At 42.2% G+C, this 25472-nt stretch carries 21 protein-coding genes and 1 pseudogene; 6 read left to right on the top strand and 16 right to left on the bottom strand.

What is annotated here, in order from left to right:
• Nucleotides 1–119 precede the first annotated feature (119 nt).
• Nucleotides 120–1166: an agmatinase SpeB gene (speB, locus tag GTQ43_RS10160; RefSeq protein ID WP_265272490.1), complete on the top strand. Its 1047-nt coding sequence runs from the start codon at nucleotides 120–122 to the stop codon at nucleotides 1164–1166.
• Between the two features lie 36 nt (nucleotides 1167–1202).
• Nucleotides 1203–1469, top strand: coding sequence for a Precorrin-3B methylase (locus tag GTQ43_RS10155; RefSeq protein WP_265272489.1), 267 nt, complete (start codon nucleotides 1203–1205; stop codon nucleotides 1467–1469).
• A 371-nt stretch (nucleotides 1470–1840) separates the two neighbouring features.
• On the opposite strand, the gene GTQ43_RS10150 is transcribed toward GTQ43_RS10155, so the two are convergent.
• Nucleotides 1841–3442, bottom strand: coding sequence for a bifunctional pantoate--beta-alanine ligase/(d)CMP kinase (locus tag GTQ43_RS10150; RefSeq protein ID WP_265272488.1), 1602 nt, complete (start codon nucleotides 3440–3442; stop codon nucleotides 1841–1843).
• A gap of 222 nt (nucleotides 3443–3664) precedes the next feature.
• Nucleotides 3665–4756, bottom strand: coding sequence for a septal ring lytic transglycosylase RlpA family protein (locus GTQ43_RS10145; protein ID WP_265272487.1), 1092 nt, complete (start codon nucleotides 4754–4756; stop codon nucleotides 3665–3667).
• An 899-nt stretch (nucleotides 4757–5655) separates the two neighbouring features.
• Here GTQ43_RS10145 and glsA point away from each other — a divergent pair.
• The 3 genes from glsA (at nucleotide 5656) to GTQ43_RS10130 (ending at nucleotide 8336) form a co-directional block, all read left to right on the top strand.
• Complete coding sequence (glsA, locus tag GTQ43_RS10140; RefSeq protein WP_265272486.1) at nucleotides 5656–6639, top strand: glutaminase A; 984 nt, start codon at nucleotides 5656–5658, stop codon at nucleotides 6637–6639.
• Nucleotides 6640–6832: 193 nt separating this feature from the next.
• Nucleotides 6833–7381, top strand: coding sequence for a hypothetical protein (locus tag GTQ43_RS10135; RefSeq protein WP_265272485.1), 549 nt, complete (start codon nucleotides 6833–6835; stop codon nucleotides 7379–7381).
• A 343-nt stretch (nucleotides 7382–7724) separates the two neighbouring features.
• Nucleotides 7725–8336, top strand: a complete 612-nt coding sequence (locus GTQ43_RS10130; protein WP_265272484.1) for a hypothetical protein — start codon at nucleotides 7725–7727, stop codon at nucleotides 8334–8336.
• Between the two features lie 31 nt (nucleotides 8337–8367).
• Here the strand turns inward: GTQ43_RS10130 and GTQ43_RS10125 are convergent, their stop codons facing one another.
• A complete protein-coding gene (locus GTQ43_RS10125) occupies nucleotides 8368–9678 on the bottom strand; it encodes an aminopeptidase P N-terminal domain-containing protein (RefSeq protein ID WP_265272483.1) in 1311 nt (436 codons plus the stop codon).
• 549 nt (nucleotides 9679–10227) lie between these two features.
• Here GTQ43_RS10125 and GTQ43_RS10120 point away from each other — a divergent pair.
• Complete coding sequence (locus GTQ43_RS10120; RefSeq protein WP_265272482.1) at nucleotides 10228–11478, top strand: FG-GAP repeat domain-containing protein; 1251 nt, start codon at nucleotides 10228–10230, stop codon at nucleotides 11476–11478.
• An 84-nt stretch (nucleotides 11479–11562) separates the two neighbouring features.
• Here the strand turns inward: GTQ43_RS10120 and GTQ43_RS10115 are convergent, their stop codons facing one another.
• The 13 genes and pseudogenes from GTQ43_RS10115 to GTQ43_RS10055 form a co-directional block, all read right to left on the bottom strand.
• A complete protein-coding gene (locus tag GTQ43_RS10115) occupies nucleotides 11563–12330 on the bottom strand; it encodes an MBL fold metallo-hydrolase (protein WP_265272481.1) in 768 nt (255 codons plus the stop codon).
• A gap of 3 nt (nucleotides 12331–12333) precedes the next feature.
• Nucleotides 12334–12933, bottom strand: coding sequence for an anthranilate synthase component II (locus GTQ43_RS10110; protein ID WP_265272480.1), 600 nt, complete (start codon nucleotides 12931–12933; stop codon nucleotides 12334–12336).
• Between the two features lie 414 nt (nucleotides 12934–13347).
• Nucleotides 13348–13803 (bottom strand): diacylglycerol kinase family protein, encoded by a 456-nt coding sequence (locus GTQ43_RS10105; RefSeq protein WP_265272479.1) that lies wholly within the window; start codon nucleotides 13801–13803, stop codon nucleotides 13348–13350.
• A gap of 152 nt (nucleotides 13804–13955) precedes the next feature.
• Complete coding sequence (ybeY, locus tag GTQ43_RS10100) at nucleotides 13956–14483, bottom strand: rRNA maturation RNase YbeY (protein ID WP_265273724.1); 528 nt, start codon at nucleotides 14481–14483, stop codon at nucleotides 13956–13958.
• Between the two features lie 190 nt (nucleotides 14484–14673).
• The gene (locus GTQ43_RS10095) at nucleotides 14674–14829 is read right to left on the bottom strand and encodes a DUF3285 domain-containing protein (RefSeq protein ID WP_265272478.1); all 156 of its coding nucleotides are present in this window, start codon (nucleotides 14827–14829) and stop codon (nucleotides 14674–14676) included.
• 369 nt (nucleotides 14830–15198) lie between these two features.
• A protein-coding gene (prfB, locus tag GTQ43_RS10090) for a peptide chain release factor 2 (protein ID WP_265272477.1) occupies nucleotides 15199–16321 on the bottom strand; the annotation gives its coding sequence in 2 pieces (ribosomal slippage) (nucleotides 15199–16248 and nucleotides 16250–16321; 1122 coding nt in all).
• 116 nt (nucleotides 16322–16437) lie between these two features.
• Nucleotides 16438–17590 (bottom strand): PCRF domain-containing protein gene (locus GTQ43_RS10085; RefSeq protein WP_265272476.1). Its coding sequence is split into 2 segments (ribosomal slippage): nucleotides 16438–17514 and nucleotides 17516–17590, totalling 1152 coding nucleotides; the frame shifts between segments, so codons are not numbered across the junction.
• 130 nt (nucleotides 17591–17720) lie between these two features.
• A complete protein-coding gene (locus GTQ43_RS10080) occupies nucleotides 17721–18449 on the bottom strand; it encodes a Bax inhibitor-1 family protein (RefSeq protein WP_265272475.1) in 729 nt (242 codons plus the stop codon).
• 112 nt (nucleotides 18450–18561) lie between these two features.
• Nucleotides 18562–19917 (bottom strand): RNaseH domain-containing protein, encoded by a 1356-nt coding sequence (locus tag GTQ43_RS10075; RefSeq protein ID WP_414859117.1) that lies wholly within the window; start codon nucleotides 19915–19917, stop codon nucleotides 18562–18564.
• Nucleotides 19918–19959: 42 nt separating this feature from the next.
• Nucleotides 19960–21321: pseudogene (locus tag GTQ43_RS10070) on the bottom strand (pPIWI_RE module domain-containing protein).
• Nucleotides 21314–21646, bottom strand: coding sequence for a hypothetical protein (locus tag GTQ43_RS10065; RefSeq protein ID WP_265272474.1), 333 nt, complete (start codon nucleotides 21644–21646; stop codon nucleotides 21314–21316). Before GTQ43_RS10065 ends, GTQ43_RS10070 begins: the two are co-directional and overlap by 8 nt.
• Nucleotides 21643–24108, bottom strand: a complete 2466-nt coding sequence (locus GTQ43_RS10060; RefSeq protein ID WP_265272473.1) for a hypothetical protein — start codon at nucleotides 24106–24108, stop codon at nucleotides 21643–21645. The genes GTQ43_RS10065 and GTQ43_RS10060 overlap by 4 nt, the downstream gene beginning before the upstream one ends.
• Nucleotides 24108–25415, bottom strand: a complete 1308-nt coding sequence (locus GTQ43_RS10055; protein WP_265272472.1) for a Fis family transcriptional regulator — start codon at nucleotides 25413–25415, stop codon at nucleotides 24108–24110. The genes GTQ43_RS10060 and GTQ43_RS10055 overlap by 1 nt, the downstream gene beginning before the upstream one ends.
• Nucleotides 25416–25472 lie beyond the last annotated feature (57 nt).

The following is a 25472-nucleotide window of genomic DNA, read 5'->3' as shown; positions in this document are numbered from 1 at the left end:
ATAAGGCATTTTGTGTAATGCCCAAACTGCTTTCATACCGCCGATGAAAAATTTTGATTACAATGCAGATGTCACATAGGCAGCGTGCTGTCTATCCACGTAAATCCAGAAGACACTTGATGAGTAATCAACTACAAGACTACAATCCTAGCGGCGTAGGTGAAATAAACGGCAACCTCTTAGGTTTGCCCTGTGATTATGAATCTGCTAACCTGATTGTCTTTGGTGTGCCGTGGGAAGTCACTGTTTCATACGGTGCAGGTACAGCTAATGGCCCACAGCGAATTCTAGATGCTTCGACTCAACTAGATTTGTTCGATTTCGATCACCCTAGTGGTTGGAAGCAGGGAATTTTCATGATGGAAATCCCCCAAGATATTTTAGAGAAGAATACATACTATCGCACCTTGGCAGCAAAAATTATTCAGCGATTAGCCGAAGGTCAAGAACTATCAGATACACCAGATTTAACACCTGTCCTCACAGAAATTAATCAGGCTTGTCAACAGGTTAATCAATGGCTGTTTGAAAATTGCCAAGAAGCAATTAATCATGGTAAACGAGTTGCGGTGATTGGTGGAGATCACAGTTCGCCGTTAGGTTATTTCCAAGCATTAGCGGCTAAGTATGAAAACTATGGCATTCTGCACATTGATGCCCACGCAGATTTACGCGATGGTTATGAGGGATTTGAGTTTTCTCATGCTTCTATTATGTTTAATGCGATGAAAATACCGCAAATTTCTAAGCTAGTGCAAGTGGGTTTGCGTGATATTAGTCACGATGAAGTGCAAATGATTGACCAATCTAGCGATCGCATTATTGCTTATTACGACCCAGCTATTAAACAAAAACTTTATTCTGGAACAACTTGGATTGATTTATGCCGAGAAATTATCAGTCATTTACCTGAGTATGTTTACATTAGCTTTGATATAGATGGTCTAGATCCAAAACTCTGCCCCAGTACTGGTACTCCGGTTCCAGGTGGATTGGAATTAGAGCAAACTTTTTGTCTGCTCCGGGAATTAGTCAATAGTGGAAGAAAAATTATTGGTTTTGATCTCTGTGAAGTCGGTGATGCTGAGTGGGATGGTAATGTCGGGGCGCGGGTAGTTTACAAGCTGGCAAACTTGATGGACTTGTCAATAATTCGTAATTCGTAATTCAAGCTTCGACTTTGTTCAATTATCTAGTTGTTTATGGCGAAATCAGATACTCCACTTACTAAAGACGCACTGATTAAAGAAGTCTGTCGCCGGATTCGGGTAGCCCGCAGCTATTGGGATGCCCACAACAATGCTGCCTGTCGGGGTGAGCGCGATCGCGCATTAGCCCTTTACAATACCTTAAGTAAGGAAGAGAAAGATCGGATTCCCCAAGTATTGCGGGTGTGGTTACGTTATCGCAGTGAGAAATACTTTGGAGGACACAGAACGCCGCCAAAGTCAACACGAAAATCAAAATAGGATGTTGCTGAATCGAGGTATGAATCTGGATGTAGAGACGTTGCACTACAACGTCTCTACTTAAACAAGTCGTAATTATGTTTTATGACGGGGTTCTATATCATGTCCGCCAAATTACTTACGATATGTCATTGCGAGCGCAACGAACTGGAGCGTAGCCCTTGTCTACGACACGCTACGCGAACGGGGATATTGCTACGCGTAGCTTCTCCAAGAGTTGCAATCACCAGGACTCTGTGTTCGCGAAGCGTGTCCGAAGGACTTATGCTTCACTCCATACCCTTCTCCTTCGGAGACGCTATTCGCGTTCGGGTTCTCCAACGGAGTACGCAATGACAAGTGTTTAACCGGATATGGAATTATACCCAATTTTATGATCCAAGCTGCTGGTAATAGTTAACAATTTGTGCAGTGACTTGAGACACTTCCAAACCATCAGTTTGAACTTCAATCGCATCCGCAGCTTTTTGTAAAGGGGAAACTTTGCGTGTACTATCTTTCCAGTCACGTTCGGCAATATCGCGTTCCAGTTGCTCTAAACTCACTTGGGATTGACCTTGTGTACTAAAGTCTTGGTAGCGGCGACGGGCGCGTTCACTCACAGAAGCGGTTAAGAAGATTTTCACTTCAGCATCGGGAAATACGTGAGTCCCAATATCCCGTCCTTCAGCGACTAAACCACCTTTTTTACCCCAGGTTTGCTGTTGTTTAACCAGTGCTTGCCGGACAGCGCTTTGGGCTGCGATCGCAGATACAAGAGATGTTACCTCAATTGTGCGAATTGCCTGGGTAACATCAGTACCATCAATCCAAACCCGCACGGATGATTGTAAATCCTGGTTAGGAGTAAGTTCAATTTTACACTGGTTAGTTAATTCGGCGATCGCACACTCATCATCAACAGCAATCCCCTTTTGCAGTACCAACCAAGTGACAGCGCGGTACATTGCTCCTGTATCTAAATACACTAAACCCAGATTTGCTGCCACTTGCCGCGCCACTGTGGATTTTCCAGCACCGGCTGGGCCATCAATGGCGATGATGGGTTGACGATCGCGTAATATGATATTGTCAATCAAACGTGTAGAACCAAGACGAGCTGCGATCGCCAACATTCCTTCTTCCTCAACTTTTTCTAAAGACATCAACGTAGTCGGATCAACTAATTCAATATATTCCACTAAAATCGTGCTGACTATTGCCACTTCTTTCTGGACTACTGCTATCAACTTGTTGCTATTGCGATCGCCTGCAATGAATGCTGCCTCAGCTTGTCGCAAGCCGCGATATAATACCGCCGCTTGCTCTTTTGCCGTTGCAGTCAAATATTGATTACGAGAACTGAAGGCAAGACCCGACGTTTCCCGTACTGTTGGACAACCAACAATTTCTACTGGCAAATTTAAGTCAGCTACTAAGCGTTTAATAATTGCCAGTTGCTGACCATCCTTTTGGCCAAAATAGGCTCGGTCAGGCTGTACTAAGTTGAAAAGCTTAGTCACAATCGTGGCCACACCCTGAAAATGACCCAGCCGAGAACGACCACACAAGCCTGTTATCATAGCAGATGGGGGGATAACTTGTGTAACCTTTGATTCTTCTATACTCTTCTGGGAAACTCCCATCTCTTCAGGAGTCGGCGCAAAAATTGCATCTACCCCAGCTTGTTCGCAAAGTTGTTGGTCTTGCTCCAAAGTGCGGGGGTAACGTTGATAATCCTCATTGGGAGCAAATTGCAGGGGATTGACAAAAATACTAACAATCACCGTGGAATTTTCTTGCCGCGCCCTTTGGATCAAGTTTAAATGACCTTGATGCAAATTCCCCATCGTTGGCACCAGACCGACTGCCGTCTGATCCCAGCTAGTCATCTCATCTAATCTCAAATCCCCAGTAACCGCAATCAGCTTGTTTTCTGAGGAGCATTTAGTTAAATAGCAGCGTAAAGCTGCGACTGTTGTCAGCAGGCGCACAAAAATACCCCTAGTTCTTATCGATTCCTCCCCCGTTAGTTTATATCTGAATTGACGGAAGAGTTGATTGAACTAGGGGAATTGTTATCGGGATTGGGCATTGGGCATTGGGCATTGGGTATTGGGTATTGGGCATTGGGCATTGGGCATTAGTTCTTTCTCCCCCTGCTCCCCCTGCTCCCCCTGCTTCCTCATCTCCCCCATGCCCCATTCCCTAATTAATTATTTCCCCAAAACTTCAATATGTACTGGTGCTACGCCACTGCCCATCATTCCCAAAATTCGAGCAGCGCCAGCAGATAGGTCTATGACTCTACCCCGAATGAATGGGCCTCGATCGTTAATTCGCACCACTACAGAACGACCATTGTGGGTGTTCGTTACACGGACTTGCGTACCAAAGGGTAAGCTACGATGGGCGGCAGTCATTTCTTCTGGATTGAATCTCTGTCCGCTAGCAGTACGATTACTAGAACCGTCATAGCCGTAATAAGAAGCCATACCTCTAAAAGAAATTCGCACTCCTCCGACGGAAATCTGTTGAGGCAGTTTTGGTATTGATACTGGTAAATTCGCAATTTCTTTTAAGGGAGATGCATTACCTAAAAGTCTCCGCAGACGATTAGTTGCTTGGAGTGCATCTTGCGCCAGATTGTTGGTGGTATCTGGGAGCCGCGTACCTTCATTGATTTCGACTAATTCTTCGCCATTAATTTTGATTACATAGCGATCGCCATTTTGCTGGAGCGGGACGCTTTTGTTTTGCGCTTGATTGGCACTAGATTTGTCCCCAGCTTTCCAACTGACGGTAATTTTACTCGCATCAACACTTTCCCGGCTCAACTGGTTGATCTTAGCTGCTATTACACCAGCTATCTGAACCGGGTCATTGTCAACAGAGCTAATCTGGTCACTCACATCTGTTACGTTACCAACATTCAGTGCCTTTGGTGAATTGCTAGCAATAAGGGCGTACGATTGTACGCCCCCAGTATTTCCAATTGCACCAACTTTTTTACTTTCTAAACTGGTATTTGATACAGAACTCAAAAAAGTAAGAACAGGTATATTTCTGATAAAAAGGGTTGCCGCCTTACGTCCTTTAATGTTGTGAGGATGAATTTCTGTAATCACAGCATCCAAGGTTTGTTTCCCTGCTCTGGATTGGTACTCTCCCACCTTAACCACATCTGGGGAAGGTGATTTCTGGGAAGCTAGCGCATTTCCCTTGGTGGTTTGAGTGCAACCGACTGTGGGAATTCCCAAAACAGTCAGAAACAGGGCAACAATAGTCCACAAATGTCTTTGATTCATGCGTCCGTTTTTTAAAGCGACTGAGAACTTAAGTTTTATAACTTGCGGGAATTTTCACTAGATGATAATGACTTCCCTTCTGAAAAACTCGAACCCGTTCCGTTTTCACTTTTGTTATTTATAACTGCAACAGACTAACACGAACCTTTTGGCTTGGGGATCAGGGTTTTAGCGTAATTATCGACAGCTTAATCAAATTAAAGTTCCAAATTTAAGGGCGAAACCTTTCTCAAAAGCGGACTTTGGCTATGTAACGCTTTTTTCGGCAAGTCAAAAATTTCTTAAAAAAACTTTACGCTTATTGCACTACAAAATGACGATACCCTATGAAATTCTGTTCTTAAGGCTCGTAACTACCCGTGTATTCTATATCACATCTATTTTGGCTATTTCCTATCAGGAAGGTAATATAACCTTAGTGAAATGGCATCGGCATAAATACTGAAAATCAATTATTTAATTAAATATTTAGATTTCCCTATGAATAAGTCGTGATATGAGTTACATCTGAGATAATTATGTAAATTAGTTTAAGTTTAATATTTTTTTAAAAGTTTTTCCTACTTAGATTAATCATGACTTTTATTCTCCATAACTAGACGTAAATAAGTATTCAATATAACCTTTGATAACCGTATTACTGAGTATAAAATAAAGAAAGATACTCAACTTAATATTTTTTGTGATTAATAATAAAAAAATTAGGAAATCTTTGCGATCGCTTGCAGTTTCAAGGATGTTTGTATTAATAATTACATTACTATTTTTATAATCTCAGTAGTTGCTTCATTCTAATTTTTGAGAGTCGGCTGTATTCTCAAAAATCTTTGCAGCTGTACATCTCTACAGGCGCACCCATACTATATATAGTGAGTATTTTGGGGAATGCGATCGGCCTAATGACAAGCCAAGTAAATCAAAGAGATTTAGAAATAGATTCATCACCATTATTAGCTGTTCTTAAAGAATTGCATTCCCAGTACAAGTTACTGCCAGAGGGTGCAGTCGCGAAATACATTCCAGAACTGGCAAAGGCAAACCCTGATTTGTTCAGCATCTGTATTGTCACAGTCGATGGTCAGATTTACAAAGTTGGTGACTATGACCAACTCTTTACCATTCAGTCGATTTCCAAAGTCTTTGCTTATGGACTTGCCTTAGAAGATCATGGACTGGATTATGTTTTAACTAGAGTTGGCGTGGAACCGACGGGGGATGCATTTAATGCGATTGTTTTGGATGAGCAATCGAAGCGACCTTATAATCCAATGGTAAATGCTGGAGCGATCGCAACCACGAGCCTAATTAAAGGTTCTGGCCCCACCGAACGCCTCAACCGAATGCTGGATATGTTTCGGCGATATATTGGTCGGGATGTGTTCGTTGACATTTCAGTTTTTACATCAGAACGCAGTACAGGACATCGCAACCGGGCAATGGCGCATCTGATGCTGAACTTTGGCATGATTGACCGGAATATTGAAGAGTCGCTGGATCTTTATTTCCAGCAGTGTGCTGTAATGGTAAACTGCCAAGACTTAGCAGTGATGGCGGCTACCCTTGCTAATAAAGGTATGAACCCCATCACCAAAGAACAGGCGGTAGATAAGCGTTACATCAAAGATATTCTGAGTGTGATGTACACCTGTGGAATGTACAACTTTGCAGGGGAGTGGGCTTATAAAATTGGGATTCCGGCCAAAAGCGGTATTTGTGGTGGGATTATCGCCGTTGTACCCAATAAAATGGGTATTGGAGTTTTTTCGCCACTGCTGGATGTACGTGGTAACAGTGTGAGAGGAGTAAAGGTGTGTGAAGAACTTTCCCAACGGTTAGGTTTACATCTGTTTGATTGTTCAGATCAAGAGGCAAAATTTGATTGAAGGAGACAGGAGACTGATTCTTGATCCCCTTTTAAGGAATGGAAGTCAGGTTATTTTTGATCGTTCAAGCTAGACTAAAATTTTGCAGTTAGTCTTCCGATTATAGCGATCGCACATCTAACGTCTCATAATCTCACCAATGGCAACACGGGTGCTGTATACAAAAATCTACCTACTTTTATTCGTACAATTCATGAATACTAAAGCTAAATTATTGACTCTTGCTTCCTTAACGTTGGCAGTTTCTTCTCTAACTGTTAGCACAGTTGTAGCAAAGACGAAACTAACAAATCAGGCAAAACTGTTTATCAATGGGATTGGTACAGTTCGAGTCGGGATGACTGTTTCCCAAGCGGTAAAGGCTGCTGGTATTCAGCTTGTGGGTGATACACCGAATAACAGTTGCTACTACGTTAAACCCCGAAATGAACCCAAAAATCTATTGTTCATGGTTACAAAAGGTCGCATTTCTAGAGTAGATGTTGTGCGGCATAATTCCCAGATTACTACCCTCAAAGGTGCAAAAATTGGTGACACCGAAGCGCAAATCAAGTCTCTCTACCCAGGACAAATTAAAGTCACACCTCATAAATACGTCCAAGGTGGACACTACTTGACATTTATCCCGAAAGACCGTGCTAATCAGAACTATCGTGTAGTATTCGAGACTGATGGTAAGCGTGTTACTCAGTTTCGGTCAGGTAAACTACCAGAAGTTGAATTTGTGGAGGGCTGTTCTTAAATAATTCGTAATTCGTGATTTGTAAGTAGTAATGCAAAATTAAATATACATTTGTCATTGCGAATGGAGCAAAGCGGAATGAAGCAATCCCAATACCTTGCATTCGCGAAGCGTGTCCGAAGGACTTATGCTTCCCTACATTTCATTCCGCTTGCAATGACATAAATATTTTTGCATACGCACTTAATTACTTTCTTAGTAATTACGTTATGGATAGGGATTTAGACTTCAACCATAACCGGGAAACCTTTAGAGTTTGCTTACTCTAACCAGACTTTTAATTACGAATTACGTTAGCGTAGTGGGGCGTAGCCCATTACGAATTATCTTGAGGGGTAATCCAGTGACGTACAGCGCCTTTAATCTCAGCAAGGTAAAAACCGACTTTAAATTAATCTTTGTTGAAAATCAAGATTTATTTGGGGATGTGCAGACAGTTCTTCCTAGTGAATATCTAAATTTGATTTTCTCTGAGCATCTACCTTTGGTGACAGCAATAAATACAGAAAAGGCCCGTTCTGAACTAATTATTATGCCTGTTTTAATTGAAGTTAAACGCTTCTTTAAATCGCAAATTAGTATATTTTCTGGCTCAGAATTTAATGTAGATGCTTCTAAAGGCTTAGAAGGACGCTGTGATTTTATTCTCAGTTGTTCACCAGAACAATATGATATTACTAGCCCTGTCGTGACTATTGTGGAAGCTAAAAATGAGAGTATTAAATCTGGTTTAGGACAATGCATTGCGACAATGATTGCATCTCAATTATTTAACCAACAACAAGGAAATATTATAAATGAAATTTATGGTGTAGTCACAACAGGAACAGATTGGAAGTTTCTTAAACTTTGTGAAAATACCATCTTTATCGATAAGAATGATTACTTTATTAAAGAAATAGACAAAATTTTAGGGATTCTGACAACGACTCTGATGGCTTGTCCGCAAGTTTAATTTGGGGATAGTTCGTACCATCCCCATTTTTTTATCTTTCCAGTTCATCCACTGTTTTGGAAACCCCCGCAGTTAATACCTCATGTCCATCAGATGTAACTAACACATCATCCTCAATGCGAATGCCAATGCCAATCCATCGAGGATCGGTCTCTGGCTGGTCTTCTGCTAGTTTAGTCTCTGGGACAATATATAATCCCGGTTCCACCGTCAAAATTTGGCCTGGTTGTAAAATCTGTGGTTTGTCTTCACCGTGCTGGTAAACTCCCACATCATGGACATCCAAACCTAACCAATGACTGGTGCGATGCATATAATATGGCTTATATTTCTCTTCTTCAATTAACTTATCAATTTCACCTTTGAGGATGCCAAGTTCAACTAAACCTTCTGTGATGACGCGCACTGCTGTATCGTGAACTAATTTGAAGGGATTACCTGGTTTAATTTGAGCGATCGCTTGTTTTTGCGCTTCTAAAACAATTTCATACAGCGTCTTTTGTTCTGGTGTAAATTTACCCCCCACAGGAAATGTCCGGGTAATATCAGAGTTGTAATAATCGTAGGCACAACCGGCATCAATTAGCAATAATTCTCCATCTTGCATTTGCCGATTATTTTCAATATAGTGCAAGACGCAAGCATTTACCCCAGAAGCGACAATGGAAGGATAAGCTGGCCCTAACCCACCCCGCACTCGAAAGATGCGTTCCATCTCCGCCTGTATTTCATACTCATAACGTCCAGGTGCGGTGATTTCTTGGGCATAATTGTGGGCTTCGACTGCGATCGCAACTGCTTGACGCATCAATCCCAACTCAGCCTCACTTTTGATTAATCTCATGCTGTTGAGGACAGGGCCAGTATCTTCAATGGCGATCGGGCCAGTGCCGCGTTTTGGATAAGTCCGCAGTAAACTTTGGTAATGTGTAAGGATTTGGTCGTTGAAAGTGCGATCGCGTCCTAAGTGATAGTAAATCCGGTTAGCTTTTTCCAAATACTGGGGTAACTTTTCATCTAACTCACTAATTGGGTACGCTTCATCAGCACCATAAATTTCCTTGGCTGCATCTACCCCACAAAGATAACCAGTCCATACTTCCTTTTCGCGATCCTTCGGTTGGACAAACAGCACAAACCGATGTTCTGAATGATGTGGCGCTAACACTGCAACTGCCTGTGGTTCATTAAAACCAGTCAGGTAGAAGAAATCACTGTCTTGACGATAAACATACTCGACATCGTTGTGCATCACTGCCATTGGCGCACTGCGAAAAATAGCTGTACCATCGCCAATTTTTGCCATTAACTGCTCACGACGCTGCCGATATTCTGCTTGCATAGCTGATGTATGTATGAAATTATTGTGTTATTTTACACTTTTGGCAACTAGCGATCGCACAGTTCAGGCTTCTCGGTAGTTGCTAATCTAAGTTATTGTAACCAATATTTCTTGGAACTCAAGTCAGAAATTATTAGTGAATAATCAATTATCTTCAAAAGCTCAGATCCTCGATTTTGTAAAAGTTGTCGCAGGGCTTGCCATACAAGCCACCATGTAATCACATCAGAATTACATAATGTAAATACATTTATGTAACTGAATAACAATATCAATATTTCAAATGTCAAAGAAAATAGATAAAATTATCAAGTTTTGTTTGCAAGTTATCACATACATAAAAAACATCTTTTGAAATTGTTTACATGGGGCTTGAAAAAATGAAAATTTTCCTTTATAACAAGCAAATATTTATCTTCAAACAAGGATATTCATAAAGAAAAAATAGTTATAAAGAAATATTGAAAGTCTAGTAAATGTTATTTGATTACAGAAAAGCCTTCCCAAAAAAAGTTAAAAAAATATGACAACCAGTAATAAAAACACATCATGTTTGGAAATACAAATTCCTCACCCTTATCTTTGAATACATCTGGATGGGCATCAGACTCTTTCAAAAAATCAGAAATCTTGACATCTTCTTTTGAGAATTTAAGTTCTAATTTGGGATTTGGGAATAAGAGTTCCTCACAAACATTACAAATTCAATCGTCTACCCAGGCTAGTGAGCCTGTGAAAACGTCATCAAATCCTAATCCTAATCCTTACATAACTAGTGCGGCCATTACTCCTGACTTTAACGGTGATGGCAAAACGGATAAAGTTTGGGTCGATTCTACAACCGGTGAAATTATCGTTCGCTTGATGGATGGCACAAAGGTTCTTGAACAGGGTTCTTTAGGTAAATTCGACCTAACTGCCTATGATTACAAAATTGCTGACTTTAATGGTGATGGCAAAACCGACTTCTTATTACGCAATAAGACAACCGGTGCCAATAGCATTGTACTAATGGATGGCACAAAAGTTGCTAGTATGGCATCTTTAACCAGCGTTGACCCAGCATGGACTCCTCAGATTGGCGATTTTAACGGCGATCGCAAAACCGATATCTTCTGGCATAATGCTACAACCGGTGAGAACGCTATTTGGGAGATGGATGGCACTAACGTTCTGAGTGCAACTGTTTTAGATAAAACAGATCCAGCGCTAACTCCTACCATTGTTGATTTTGATGGCAATGGTAAGAGCGATATTTTCTGGCGCAATCCGACAACCGGTGCTGACAGCGCCTGGTTTATGGATGGTACACAAAAGACTGAATTGGGGCTGCAATCACAGGATGCAGGCTGGACTCCTACCTTTGGTGATTTCAACGGCGACTATAAGACTGACATTCTGTGGAGAAACGCTCAAACAGGTGAGAACAAAGTTTGGACGATGAATGGTATCTTAGTCACAGAGGGTAAGTTGGAGACACTTGACTCATCCTGGAATTCTCAAATTGGTGATTTCAACGGCGATGGCAAGACCGACATCTTCTGGCACAATAGCAAAACCGGCGAAAACACCGCTTGGTTGATGGATGGTACAACAGTTGCTACTCAAGCTTTCCTACCTACTAATAACGCGGCATTGACACCATCTCTTGGCGACTTCAACGGCGATGGTAAGACTGACATCTACTGGCGCGATCAGACAGCAGGTGCAGACAGCATTTGGACTATAGATGGAACGACAGCCGTTGATAACCCCATCAGCGATGCCGATAAGCTTGGTGCAGAGTGGTATACATTCTAAAAATTAGGAGTAGAGACGCGATTCATCGCGTCTGTAAGGAATTATTTCTCCCAATCTCTCCCCTGTTTCCTCATCCCCTGCTCCTCAAAACTTATAAGTTAAAATCTGAATTTCCCCATTCTCCGGCAAATCTTTAGGGGTAATGGAGATAGTATCTCCGTTACTACGCCGTACTTTTGTGCCTTGCATTAAGGTCAGAAAATTATCGAGTGGCGAAATATTGCACTTAGCAGCATCAGCCGCCTGTGTCCGGTAATGGGTTGGAATCACCAGTTTGGGATTTAACACTTTAACAGCCTGCATTGCTTCCTCAGCATTGTAGGCTTTTTCACTGCCTCCTACAGGAATGAATGCAAGATCAGGTCGTCCCATCAGAATTTTTTGCTCAATGGAAATCGGTGCAGCGGCTCCCCCTAAGTGGAGGATATTAATTCCGCTTTGTTTCCAACTCCAAGCAGTATTTGAGCCAAACTGTTTACCACCTTTGCGATCGTGGTCTATGGCAATTCCTTGGAACTTAATATCTTTGAACTGGTAAACTCCTGGTTCGTAGATGAGTTTTGCATTTCCCGGTAGTATGTCTACAGCACCTTCATCCAGTAGTTGGCTGCTAATCAGTACTAAATCTGCTGCAACTTTTGGTGGACGATACCCAGCAGTACAGCCGACCGACCGAAATGGATTGACGAGAATTTTTGCACCGCCACCAGTAAAAAGAAAGCAAGTATGACCCAACCACTTAACTGATAAACCGCTAGATTCTGCGTCAGCTTCATATTCAGAACCCAAGGTAGTAAGCAAAGTTGTTACCAACCCCGCCCCAGCATACCCCATCAACTGTCGTCGTTTCATTAATTATGCTCTCGACTGTAACTGTTCCAGAAAATTTCGCAATAACTGTTTTCCTGAAGATGTCAGGACACTCTCTGGGTGAAACTGAACGCCCTGAATGTGAGGATAGTTCCGGTGTCGCACTCCCATAATGGTGTTATCTTCAACCCAAGCGGTGATTTCTAACACATCTGGGCAAGTCTCACGTTCGATTACCAAACTATGATACCTGGTGGCGGTTAGAGGATTTTCTAATCCCCGGAAAACCCCTACTCCAGTATGAGACACCTGAGAGGTTTTGCCATGCATCAACTCTGGAGCAGCAATTATTTTACCACCGAATACTTGACCAATGCTTTGATGTCCCAAACAGACACCTAAAATTGGTAACTCTTGGCCTAGCTGTTTAATCAACTCTAGGGAAATACCGGCATCTTCTGGGCGACCAGGCCCAGGAGAAATAACCACGGCTTCCGGCTTTAATTCCCGAATCTCATCTATGGATATCTTGTCGTTACGAAAAACTTTAATATCATCTGCTACTGGGAATTCTGCTGCCAATTCTCCCAGATACTGCACTAAATTATATGTAAAACTGTCGTAATTGTCGATAACTATAATCAAAGCTCATCACTCCTGGTTTTTAGCACTCATCAATTTACTCATACTATTTTTTCGCTAGATTAGGACTTAGACAAAACTACACGCTGTAGGGGCAATTCATGAATTGCCCCTACCGGAAAATCAAGGTTTGGGCTATTTTTTGTGTAAGTCCTAGTAGATATAAAAATAATGCTGACGTAGACGTATAGATATGAAGCGGCTATTCTACAACCAGCCACTTCTTAAATTTTGAATTGCTTATATGTGTTCTCCAAAATCGATTGGTTAGAGTGTGATTCTCTTACCAATTCGCTTACCGATGCCTGGGTTAGGCTATGACGCACGTTCGCCCTTGGCGTCTCCCCTTGGGAGAAGACTCGCTACCGCAACTCTTGGAGACGCTCTCGCGTTCGCTATCGGTGTCGCAAACCATATTTACAAAGCCGATATAATTAACTTTACCAAAGGAGGGAGCAATAGTGTCCCAGCTACCAGCACCGCGACCAAAGCAGAGACAAGGACTGCACCAGCCGCACAATCTTTAGCAATTTTTGCCAATTCATGGTATGTCTGCTTAACGGTTAAGTCTACAAGAGATTCGATCGCTGTATTTAGTAACTCTAGTGCCAAAACTAAACCACTCGTTATCCCAATTACCGCTATTTCCACAGCTTGCAGATGTAGAAAAACGCTTAAAGCGATCGCCATTGCACAAACACTTACGTGAATGCGAAAATTCCGTTGAGTTTGAAAACTATAGCTGATTCCAGCCCAGGCATATTTAAAACTAACAAATAAATTAGAGGCTACTTTCCAGGAGAATTCCCGTTCGTTAGACACCAGTGTTTGTAACGAGGTAGGCGTTGGTGATGGCGAAATTTTTGGGGACATAGGCTTAAAAAATACAAAAATAGAGTTGCTACAGTGGGAATATTCGCCGATCTTAATGGCGGAATTAACTTTGAGGCAATCTTTAAGCAATTTTCCACAGAAGTATTATAAAAGTATTACCCAAAATTAACACTAAGAACACATAACTACTGCTATTCTATGTCAATAGCAATACCTATGGCGTTCAGCAATCTTACTTGCTGTTCTAACATTCGCCCCAAACTTTCTTCATCAGGATGATCCCAGCCCAACAGGTGCAATAAACCATGAGCAGCTAACCAGGCTAGCTCAGTTTGTAAGCTATGCTCCTGCTGTTTGGCTTGACGTTGTGCTGTATCTACAGACACGATAATATCACCTAAGTATAATGGTGCAGAAGCCACCATTTCTTTGCTTTGCGGAAAATCCACCTCCAAAGCAGCAAAAGCTAAAACGTCTGTGGGCTTGTTTTGTTGACGATACTGGGCATTCAGTTCTTGAATTTGCGAGTCATCTGTCAAACGCAGCCCGATTTCATAACTTGGTGCTGGCGGAATTTGAGGGTGAAGTATTTCCAACCACTGATTAAACCAGTTTTCCCAAGTTTCAGAAGGAATTCGGGGATCAGTATCCGCAATTTTTATAGATGTTGTCGGGGACAAATCGTAAAAAGAATCTTCTACATATAGTTCAACGCTCAGGGGCACATAGTCTCCTTACTCAAAACTATTTATAAAAAAAAGTAAAGGTTCAAAACCTCGCCCGCAAGTGGCGCGAATAAATCCTTGTATCTTAAGGTAGGTAGAAACCCCACCCCAAGTGTCTGGCTTAGTTTAATCCCTCTGCTTCCCCTGCTTCCCCTGCTCCCCCTGCTCTCTTCATGGTTTGGGGTTAGTGAGTTAGGTAAGCAAGACCAACAAGGAGAGCTAAAAGCCCTATGGCAGTCAACCCAAAATGCTTTAGGGAGGTTGCACCCTTCCGCACCATGTTTCGCATGGCGAGTTTTACGTAGCTAGGTTGAGGTTCTGTTGAAGGTGAGTTGCTCATAGTTAGTTTGATCGCGGACTCTTTTATAACTGTAACAGTTGGGCTTGCTATGGGATTGCGATCGCGTGTATATTGCTCAGAAATTTCTCTAAAAACGCCCCAATAAGACGAAATACTAGGCGATGTCTACGACGGGCTACACCTAAGCACCAATCTGAAATTCTCAAAAATAAGTAGTAATGCAAAATTAAATATACATTTGTCATTGCGAATGGAGCAAAGCGGAATGAAGCAATCCCAAGACCTTGGGATTGCTTCTCTACATTTCATTCCGCTCGCAATGACATAAATATTTTTGCATACGCACTTAAATAACAAGTGCTAAGTAATATTAAAAGTCATTACTTAGCACTTGTAAATCATCCCAAATTATGCAGGGCTGTTTTCTACTAATTTATTTTCTTGACGAAGATAAGCTTGAATGAATGTATCAAGTTCACCATTCATTACATCTGTAATCCCTGTTGTTTCTGTACTTGTACGTAAATCCTTGACCATTTGGTAAGGATGAAATACATAGTTACGGATTTGGTTTCCCCAGGAGGCTTCTACCATATCGCCACGAATTTCGGCAATTTCTTGGGCGCGTTGCTCTTTGGCGATGACCAAAAGCTTTGCTTTGAGACGATTTAGGGCTTTCTCTTTATTTTGCAGCTGCGATCGCTCTTCTGTACAGCGCACAGCTAGACCCGTGGGAAGGTGAACAATCCGTACCGCCGTTTCTACTTTGTTGACATTTTGCCCACCTTTACCACCAGAGCGGGTTGTGGTGATTTCCAAATCCTTATCTGGAATATCCAACTGTACAGAGTTATCAATCTGCGGCATCACTTCCACCCCGGCAAAACTGGTTTGTCGCTTCCCATTAGCATTAAAAGGGGAAATCCGCACTAAGCGATGTGTACCCATTTCTGAACGCAAGTAACCATAGGCGTAGCGGCCAGTAATTTCTAGGGTTGCCGATTTAATTCCGGCTTCATCACCTTCCGACTCTTCCGCTAAAGTTACCTTATAGCCGTGAGCTTCGCCCCAACGGGTGTACATCCGCATCAGCATAAATGCCCAGTCTTGAGCATCTGTGCCACCAGCGCCAGCACTAATTGTCAGTACAGCACCTTCAGCATCATAGGGGCCAGAAAGTAACTGTTGTAACTCCCACTGGTCAAGGTCACGATTCAGTTTAGTGATGGTAGATTCGGCTTCTTGGAGTAGTGCCTCATCGGTTTCTAATTCCAATAATTCAACAACTGCCCTAGTATCTTCTAAATTGGCGTGCCAGCGATCGTATTGCTGGAGGTGGGCTTTCAGGTCGTTGAGTTCTTGTAGAGTTTCTTGGGCTTGGGTTTGGTCATTCCAAAATTCTGGCTGCGCTGATATTTTTTCGAGGTCTTGAATTTTGGCTGTCAGTGCAGGTACGTCAAAGATAGTCCCGGGTTTTACCCAGGCGGCTAGACAACGTTTCGATTTCGCGTTTGAGTTCTAGGACATCCATAATGCTTGCTGAATGATAGATAGAGCGCTTTGGACTAAAAAATTGCTCTTTATTCTACTTGTGTTTCTTGATTTTAGCTCTAATTGGGCAAATTTTTTCTGCACTAGTTACAAAAGTTACTTGAAATTATCAAGTGCTTCTTTACTCAGTGAAGTAGCGTGATTTAGCTGTTGCAGATAGGCTTTGATAAAAAAATCAATTTTACCGTCTAATACCTCTGTCGCAGCAGGTGTTTCGACATTGGTGCGTAAATCTTTTACCTTGGTGTCAGGATGCAAGATATATTCACGGATGAGCTTGTTGGATAGAGACTTTATCTGTCGGGGTTGAATTTTGTCAAGCTGGACACCTTGGGCTAGTGCGTAGGCGTAGCCAGCCGTAGGCATCGCAAACAGTTTACTCTTGAGAATAGCTAAGGCTTTCTCTTTGTTTTGCATCTGGCTACGCTCTTGGTTACAAGATACACTAATCCCAGTAGGAATGTGAACCATCTTTACCCATATTTCTGTGCGGTTGACATTCCCCCGATGACGATAAAAAGTAATTTCCAAATCCTTCTCTGGAATCTCAAAATCAATAGACTCATCTAAAATAGGATTGACTTCTACACTGGCTAGGCAAGTATGCCGTTTGCTGTTGCTGCTAAAGGGAGAAACTCTTAGTACGCGATGGGTTCCTTGTTCTGATTTAAGGAGACCATAGGCGTAGTGACCTATAATTTCTAAGGTTACAGATTTAATGCCAGCCTCATCTCCATAAGATTCTTCGACTATATCCACTAAGTAATTGTGACTAACTACCCAACTGTGGTACAGCCGCAATAACATATATGCCCAATCTTCAGCATCTACGCCACCAACCTCAGCAGTAATAGTTAAAAATGCACCTTTTTTGTCGTGGGGTTCAGACAACAATTGTCGTATTTCTGCTGTTTCGAGTTCTTGTTGGAGTTGGGTAAGGTTAGCTTGCACCTCTTGCCACAATTGCTCATCGGCTGATAATTCCAACAATTCCAACGCAGCCTTGATATCTTCTAGAATCGAATACCAGCGCTGATATTTCTGATGCTTGTAGAATATGGAGTATTCAATTTCTTGAAGTACTTCATAAGCACGGATTGGATTATTCCAAAAACCTGATTGAGCAATTACTCTATCTAAATATTGAATTCTTGCAGTCAAATATTGGAGGTCAAAGACAATCCTCAGCCTTGGTCAAGATATTAGATAACCTTTCTACTTCGATTTTGATATTTAAGAGTTCTAGCATAGTTTTGCTCTCTTGAGGCTGAACTTATCTATATATTCTACTATGAAAACGATAAAAAACCGTGGGTGCTAAAAATTCAACCACGGTTTTTGCTTTATAAAAGGTTACTTCTGTGAGTGTCTACAGACAATTAATCGCGGCCATTTATGGCAATTAGCAACCGTAAGATAAAGACAAACAAGTTGATGTAGGTTAAGTACATCGACAAAGCAGCAGGAAGATATTGGTCATCGCTGTAAGTGCGGGGTAAGATGTAGAAATCGACAACAGAAACCCCAACAAACAGAAATACCCCTAAACCGGAGATGGCAATTTCTAACCAATTTGGGGTGTAAACACCAAACATGGCAAACCCAAATTGGGCAAGGCACACAACCACCAAGGCGATAACGCCAAGATTGATGGTTTTCGTCAAAGCCATCCCATCTTGTTCAGAGAGATTTGAACCAATTTGACGGGCGAAAATAAAAGTAACGCCACAACCAAGGGCAGCTAAACCAATGCCTTGAATACCAACACCTTGGGATCTCAAAGCGACAAATACCAAGCCACTGAGAGTATATCCAGATAAGAGGCTGTATGTTGCCAACAGGGGTAGGGCAAGACCCTTGTTACCTTTTTGGGCAACATTTTGGGCAACAAAGAACAAAATTAACTCCAAAATCACCGCACCTATGAAGGTGGGAAAGAATATTCCGGGGTTAGTGCGGATAACTCCCAAACCGCCGTAGGTTCCTAATGCCGTTAGCACCAATCCACCACCGACGTAGGGCAGGGCATTGGCTATCACGTTTGGGCCAACGAGGGCGTGAGATTTAGCCTCACGGATAGCTTCACGAAAATTACTGGTATTGCTCATATTGAAAAACTGTTTTTTAGGAAAACTTTCTGCCTATTCCTATTCTTACCAATCTTTGCAGTTAACAGCCAAGGATTTAGATCGTTGCAAAATTTTAAGGGTAGCTTTGTTGTTAAAGATTAGAGTCGTCAGTCTCCGAGGATTCCACAGGATCTTTAGTACTGACAGCATACTCTTTAGCCTTAATTGCAAAGGGAAAAGGCAATGGTAGAACAACGTCATTTGCAAAATAAGGCCAGCGACTCCTGAGAGAATGAACAAAGCGGGCTAGCTTGTCACCTGGAATTTCTGGATGGTGAATAAGGACTATTTCTAATATTCTGGCTTTTCCTGCTTGCCTACTACCACTATCAAGGCGAGACTGCTTCTGTTGTAGTATTTTTGTACCTTGTTCGGTGTTTAAAGGCTTTCTAACGCTTAGGTAGAGCGATCGCTCTCCATCATCACACACACCCTGCCATCGGTAAACACCACTGGTTCGACTACCAGGAGAATCTTTAACAATCGCAACTGGTACTTCACCATTATCTGCAACTCGTAAGCGCACAACCCACAGACGATTGATTTGTTCTTGTGAAAGATGCTGTTTCAACGTTTCTAGTGGGTCATTAGTTAGTAGATTTTGATTTTGTAGCCAGTTGAGCATTTTGCGGGAATTTTGTGCTTCTGCCATAAACAGCACACGTGGGGGGTTTTTATCAGTAATTGGAGTATTTAAGCACTCATGTAAACATTCAGCAACAAATTTATTTATTAACCGTTGTTCTTGTGTTTGCTCGTGGCGCTTTTGTGCATCATCAACTTCTTCATTGCTTTCATCAAAAGAGTTTGGATTCCAGTCTTCATCTGACAGGTGTCCGAGTCCGACAGGATATGAGACCCAACCTTGTTTATTAAATAAATCAGGGGTTGTTAACTCTACTTTTGCTGTGATTGGATTAACTCTGATCGTCAAAACAACAGTTTTAGGAATGTTTTCAGCATTTGTTTTGCGGGTGCGGCGTAGGACATAAAAGCATGTTAACCAGACATCAGGATCAATACCATCTTTTTTGGAATCAATTAAAGCAGTATCAGGTAAAATTCCGAATTGTCTTAGTAAGTCTGATACTGCTCGTTTCACTGGTTCCAAACCAGATTTCTTCAGCTTCTCTACATCAGTTTGGGTGGTTATTCGGTGAATGTGTTGATTGAGATAACCTGTTTTCATTGCCCCAATTCGCCACGCAAGCTTGGGATCAGCCTCGGATATAGGAGGTTTACGTCTAATTTCGATTAATGCCCCACTGAGTTCTTTAGTTTGGGGTAGAAACGCGGTAATTTGATTAATGCGCTCTACTAATAAAGCAGGGCGTTGCTGTTGATAAGTTTTCTTCGCTTCAGAGAAATTTTGAATTTCCAGGTTTTCTGTGAGGTCGCCAACGTGCTGAGTCTTAATACACAGAGAACCGTAGAAACCCTGATAGATATTTTCTACTTTTGTGGGTGATAAATACAGTAATTGGCAAATTTAAGCAATCAGTGCATTACGACATTGTGGAGTTTCCCACAAAACAAGTATGTTGCGAAGAGGATTTTCAGTTTTACGAAATACTGCTGGTGCTGCTAATTTTGGTCGCAGCATTGGGGTGTGTGAATGATTTGGATTGTCAGATTTTTTGGCTTTTTTAGGTTTGGGAGATTGGTTATCTTCGTCAGCAAGCAGAGGAACAATTTTCTGTTTGGGTTTTTCTAAAGGCCAGAAAATAAAAACGTTACCTGTCACTCTCTCAGCGTTACCAACTCTTTGAACAGGGAGACGTGCTTCAATAGCTCGATCTAAACTGGCTAAATCTTGTGGACTGACACCAGCAAAGCAGGGTGGTTCCCCTAATTTAGAAGTGTAGGCGATCGCAGCTTGGATACCATTAGGAATTGTGTTGACACCTGACCAGTTGTGATTTGGGTTAGAAACAAAGTTATTTGCGTCAGGAAGTTGAGAGTCATTGAGAGAAAAAAGATTGCTGATGGCTTGAGGCCATTTCACTTCCTTTCCATAACGGTTCATCGTCAGTGGAATAAAGCAAAAGGGTTGGCGTTGTCCATCTAACCACCGGCGGTTATCACCAATATGAGCTTTCACGCCTGGATAAGGTACATAATTCAAAGGTTTTGTCAGCCAACGTCGAATTGATAAATGATGATAAACAATAGGTTTTTCGCGCCAGGGAACTGTTTGCAAAACAAACTCAAGGACAAATGAGATGTATGCTGTTTCTGTTGTTTCCTTTCCTGTTGTTACCGTAACTTGACTGGGAGGCCATGACATCAATTCAGCACCGTGGAGGCTGACCACTCGGTAAAATGTCACTTGATATTGCTCATCAACACCAAAGGAAACTTTTGGGTTTTTGAGAAACTCTCTAGCCAAGTAATCTGGAATTGCTTGGTAAAGGTTGCCTGTTTCGACTTTGTTTTAAGGATGGAGTAATTCATAGGTTTGTGAATCTTCCCATTGCCAATCATCATTATTCAGATTTGTCAGCTGTGACTCGACATCCTCTAAGGAACTAAATTCTTCTATAAACCAATCTTTGATCGAGCTACCCAAGTCAGAAATGTCTGTGGTTTCTGTTGCTAATAACCAGGGTAAATTGTCTTTTTGCCAGCCATTACGCACAGTCTTGATAATTTGGGGAAAACTACCAACTATCAGGGGGTCGAGGGAATAAACTGGTACAGCCCGATAACTTTTACCTTGGAGTTTGGCACGCTGTTGAGCAAGGTTGTTGCCGACTTGTCGCCATCTAGTAGGAACATAGATTGCAGATAGTTTGTATGTTGGATTTGTTGCAGTAAGTTCCCAAGCACCAGGAAGAATAATTTTAGTCATAGTTTAAGTTTCTTTCTCTCATTTGTTTCAACGCATTTAAAAAAGCTCCATAGAGCGATCGCGCCAGCACATCCTCGCTTTCTACATAGGGTTCCAGCACCTTAATAATGGCAACCAAAAGTGAAGTAAATTCGCTGTCTTGTTCGCCAATAGCTGAATTTGGGGCAAATTTCACATCTATAAAATGGACTACTGCTGGTACACCACCACGCACCAAACGCCCGATGATTTGCCAGATACTGACTAACTGAGTCCAGCAAAGTACCGATCGCTCGTCTTGTGTTAGTTGCTTAAAAGCCCATGCGGTGTAATTCAGGTTGATCATTTCGGCAACAATATAGTGGGTTTTAGTTTTACATTGATATGATAGGCTGGTGAACCAGGAGCGTAGCTAGTACCTGATATCAGAACAGTATGTGGCCCGTCCCAATCATCAACTGCAAACAGTTTTGGGAAATTCAACAGCAAAGCACGACCTACACCTACATAACGGAAATAGTCCAACTTGCCAGCTTTTTTAACGCTACGTTCTTGCTTATACAAAAAACCTAAAATATTTCCCACTGGCGATTCTGGTAAGACTGGTAGAAAATCAGGCGGAGGGCGATGCAAGAAGTCTTGGTTCAAGTCGTGTAGGTTCATTACCCGACCAAGGTCACTCAGATTATCAACTATAAAACCCAGGCGGTTGTCGAGTATAGTAACTAAAATCGCAAACTGAAGATTTCGGGTTAGTTCCTCAAATTGAGTCTCATCTGGTAGGTAAAGATTATGGATTTCTATCCATCTTTTGCACCAAGGAGCAATTTCAGCTAGAGCTTGACGATCGCTTTCCGCAGTTAGTATTGTCAACGCCAAATCTGAAAGTTCACCACCAAGACCGCGGTTGAGCGGATGTTGCAAAAATTCATCCAGTTCGTCCATCATTTGTTTGCGGCGGCGACGTTGCTCTGTGGGAGCCAAATCTGCTTCAATGATGCGTTTACGCCGTTCTTCCATGATTTGTTGGCGAGTTAGTTTCGGTTTCGCTGAGACAGGAATCTCAGGTGGATCAACCAGATCGCGGATAATCCGAGCAAATAGAGAACGACCTGTAAAAGGAAGTGGCCCCAACCACGCAACCAGTTTAGAGTGGGTGAGGAGTAGATGATAGATGCGGTTAGTAGCATTTTGGGTATGGTAATGGGCGCTTGTCCAAGCAACAAAGCGATCGCCTGCCATATCACCGCGATCGGAATTGTAAATCGTCGCCAGGTTAAGTCCGAGTTTATTTAAAAATGAGTTTCCAGAAGCATCGACTAAGACTTCATCCGGGGCAAACTCTTCATCAAACTGAATCTGTACGCGATCGGCTTCGTCAACAAATAGAAACTTACATTCTCGATAAACAGCCTCAGCAAAGGTCAAGTCTTGTTCAAATCCCTGGCGGGGTACACGAGTATGAATGAAACTAGCAGGAGTGAAAATCCAGACTAAAGCTGTAGCAATATCGTGTTCTAAATGGTGACGTGGACATTTGTAATAAAAGGGACAAGTATATTTTTCATCACTTTCCTGTCTATCTTCATCATCAGAATCATCATTATCAGCTACGAGAACTTTTTGATAAAGCTTGTGACAAGGTTCATTGCCAAATTCCCACTTATCTTCTGATTGCACTAAAGCTAAAAGTGGGCAGACTGAACTGAACCAACGCCATGCAGGGTGCATCCCTCCCTTAGTAACTTCCTTACCCTCACTTTTGAGAATAGGTTCGTAGACTTTTGCTAATTGTTCTTGGCGTTTACTACCCAAGACTGGTGCAGCAGGAATTTGTAATTTGTGGGAAAATAAAGAAGCGAGGCGCACCGCCGTAGCGACATCATTCACCATCAACCCACAGCGATATCCCTGTTTAGCGAAGAAGTAAATCAGAATTTCTAACAAGGTAGACTTGCCCACATTTAAAAGCCCAACAATGTGCATCAGCCCCTCGAAATTCAGATGATTACCTTGATGAAAATTATCTGATTCAGCATCGTATAGCTGGAAGAGGATGTTTTCTAGGCGGTTACGATAATTTTCTTGTTGTCCAAACAAAGACAATTTATCGTCCATTTCTTGGGCAGCTAGTATTAATTCTTCACGGGTAACGCTACACTGTGAATTCTGCTCAGTCCGTGTGTGATGAAGGGATACCCCAGACGAGGGTGCTATATTAGCAACTTCCTTGGGAATCTCAATAGGAACTTCAACTGGGGAATGACCTTTTTGGGAAATCTTGGCATACCACTGCCCCTCAGTTACTAAGTTAACTTTTCTTTGTCTATGCTGTGGGGTTTTTGATAAAGTTGGGAGATATACCTTATCTAAACGAGTTGGGTAGGTACTGGATGGAATAGGTTGAGGAACATTCCTTGCCTCCTCAAGGCTGTAGATTCTAATAATTTCAGGTAAGGTGATGTACTCCTGAAGAACTCGCAGCCATTGTCTACCTTTGCGCTTAATCAAATAGAAACGAGCATTTTGTATAAGTTGCCAGTTGCGATCGCTTTGTAGTTGTTCAACTGGAAAACGATATCCTTTGAGCAAAGCTTCCACAGAAGTTGCAGGTTCTTCAGGTGCTACTTCTTTAAGTAGGGTTAATCCCAATTCCACATCAGCAATGAGTTGGGCAAGACGCTTAAGTTCTCGCTGCTGTACCTGAGTATCTGCATTAACTAAACTAGATACTATATGCTGTTTTAATTCATCTGAGTTGCAGAGTTTTTTACACAGATTCTTGCGCCAGCTAATGGTGTCACGCATTATTTTTTCTTCCCTAAAATTGCTTGAGCCTCGGTGATGATTTCGCTAAATAGGCGTAAGCGCACACCCTCCAGTTCAGGCTCTAATTGTTTGCGTACAACCTTTATCCGTAATATTTCTTCGCGTTCATCGGGAAAAACTACAAAGGTTTCCGTTGCATCACGCCGATACTGCACCTTTCGCAAACGTTCCTCATCCAATGATGACCAATCTTTGAGATCAATTGCCCAACGAACTTTACGCGGGAACTCTACGAGTAAGTCAAATTCATCGACAAAAGGCCAGAGAGTGACGCGCAAACCCAATTTTGTGAGTTCTTCTTTGAGTTGAATTTCCCAAATTCCCGGCAGTGTACCGTACAAATGTACGCCAGGAGTAACAGCTTTCCAGTCCTCTGCTTTTTCTTTAGGAATAGGTGGCAATACTTGGAGGTTGTTGGTTGTACAAAGTTTTTCACACCAAGGGTTACGGCAGGTATATGTACCATCAGGGCGTTGACGTTGCACATACTTGCAGCGCGGACACAGATGATAGACGCTACCCTCTGCCAACTTATCCATATCGACATAGATTTCTAACCGTGACAATAACTCCCGCAGTGGTCTGAGTTCGGGTAAACGTAGCTGTTGGCGATATTCTGAGTAATGAAGAGTGGGTTTAGTAATAATCAGTTGTCGAAAAGCGCGATAAGCATCTTCTAACTGATTTCCCCGACAGTATTCCAGTACATCTTTCAGTACTGACTCTTGTACCTGCGCCACCACATCATTACCCGAAACTTGCCATTCTGTAGCAAAATCGGAAACTACTCCATCTTCTATAACGCTGACATCTGGTGAAAGATATTTAATCTCTTGGGCTGGTTTCCAGGAAGTAATTGATGTTTCCGCCCAATCAAAAAATTGGGGTAGGTTCTCTGGGGCTTGTTCTCCCCGCAGTAAAGAAGTTAAGTACATACGGGACATACCAATGCGAAGGGCTTCTGGTACTTGACTTCGCTTTTCTAAATCCAGTTTTTCCCACTGCACCACGCCAGTAGCGAGATACCGCAGAGTGTCCGTCACAGATATATCTAGAGAGCGTGCTTCTGGCTCAGATGTGAGTAAATGAAGACTGCGGGCGCTGTGCTTATCCCATTCAACATCAATACCTCGGATAGTTTGTAACCAGCGCTGAACTGTTGCTTTCTGGCGTGGTTGCATTCCGAGTTCTTGACACAACTCTTCTAGAGTTGGCCCTTGTTTATGGATGCTGAACCATTGCTGAAGTGTATCCACAATTTTTTGTCGGTGTTTGGTGATTTTCATTGTTCACCCTCCTGTTTAGCAGAAGTGTGACACCCACCAAACTGGCATGTCAATCAC

This window comes from Nostoc sp. KVJ3 (genome assembly GCF_026127265.1).
Taxonomy (GTDB): Bacteria; Cyanobacteriota; Cyanobacteriia; order Cyanobacteriales; family Nostocaceae; genus Nostoc.
The sequence above is the reverse complement of the archived record's forward strand: the minus strand, read 5'-3'. Positions and strand labels throughout refer to the sequence as shown.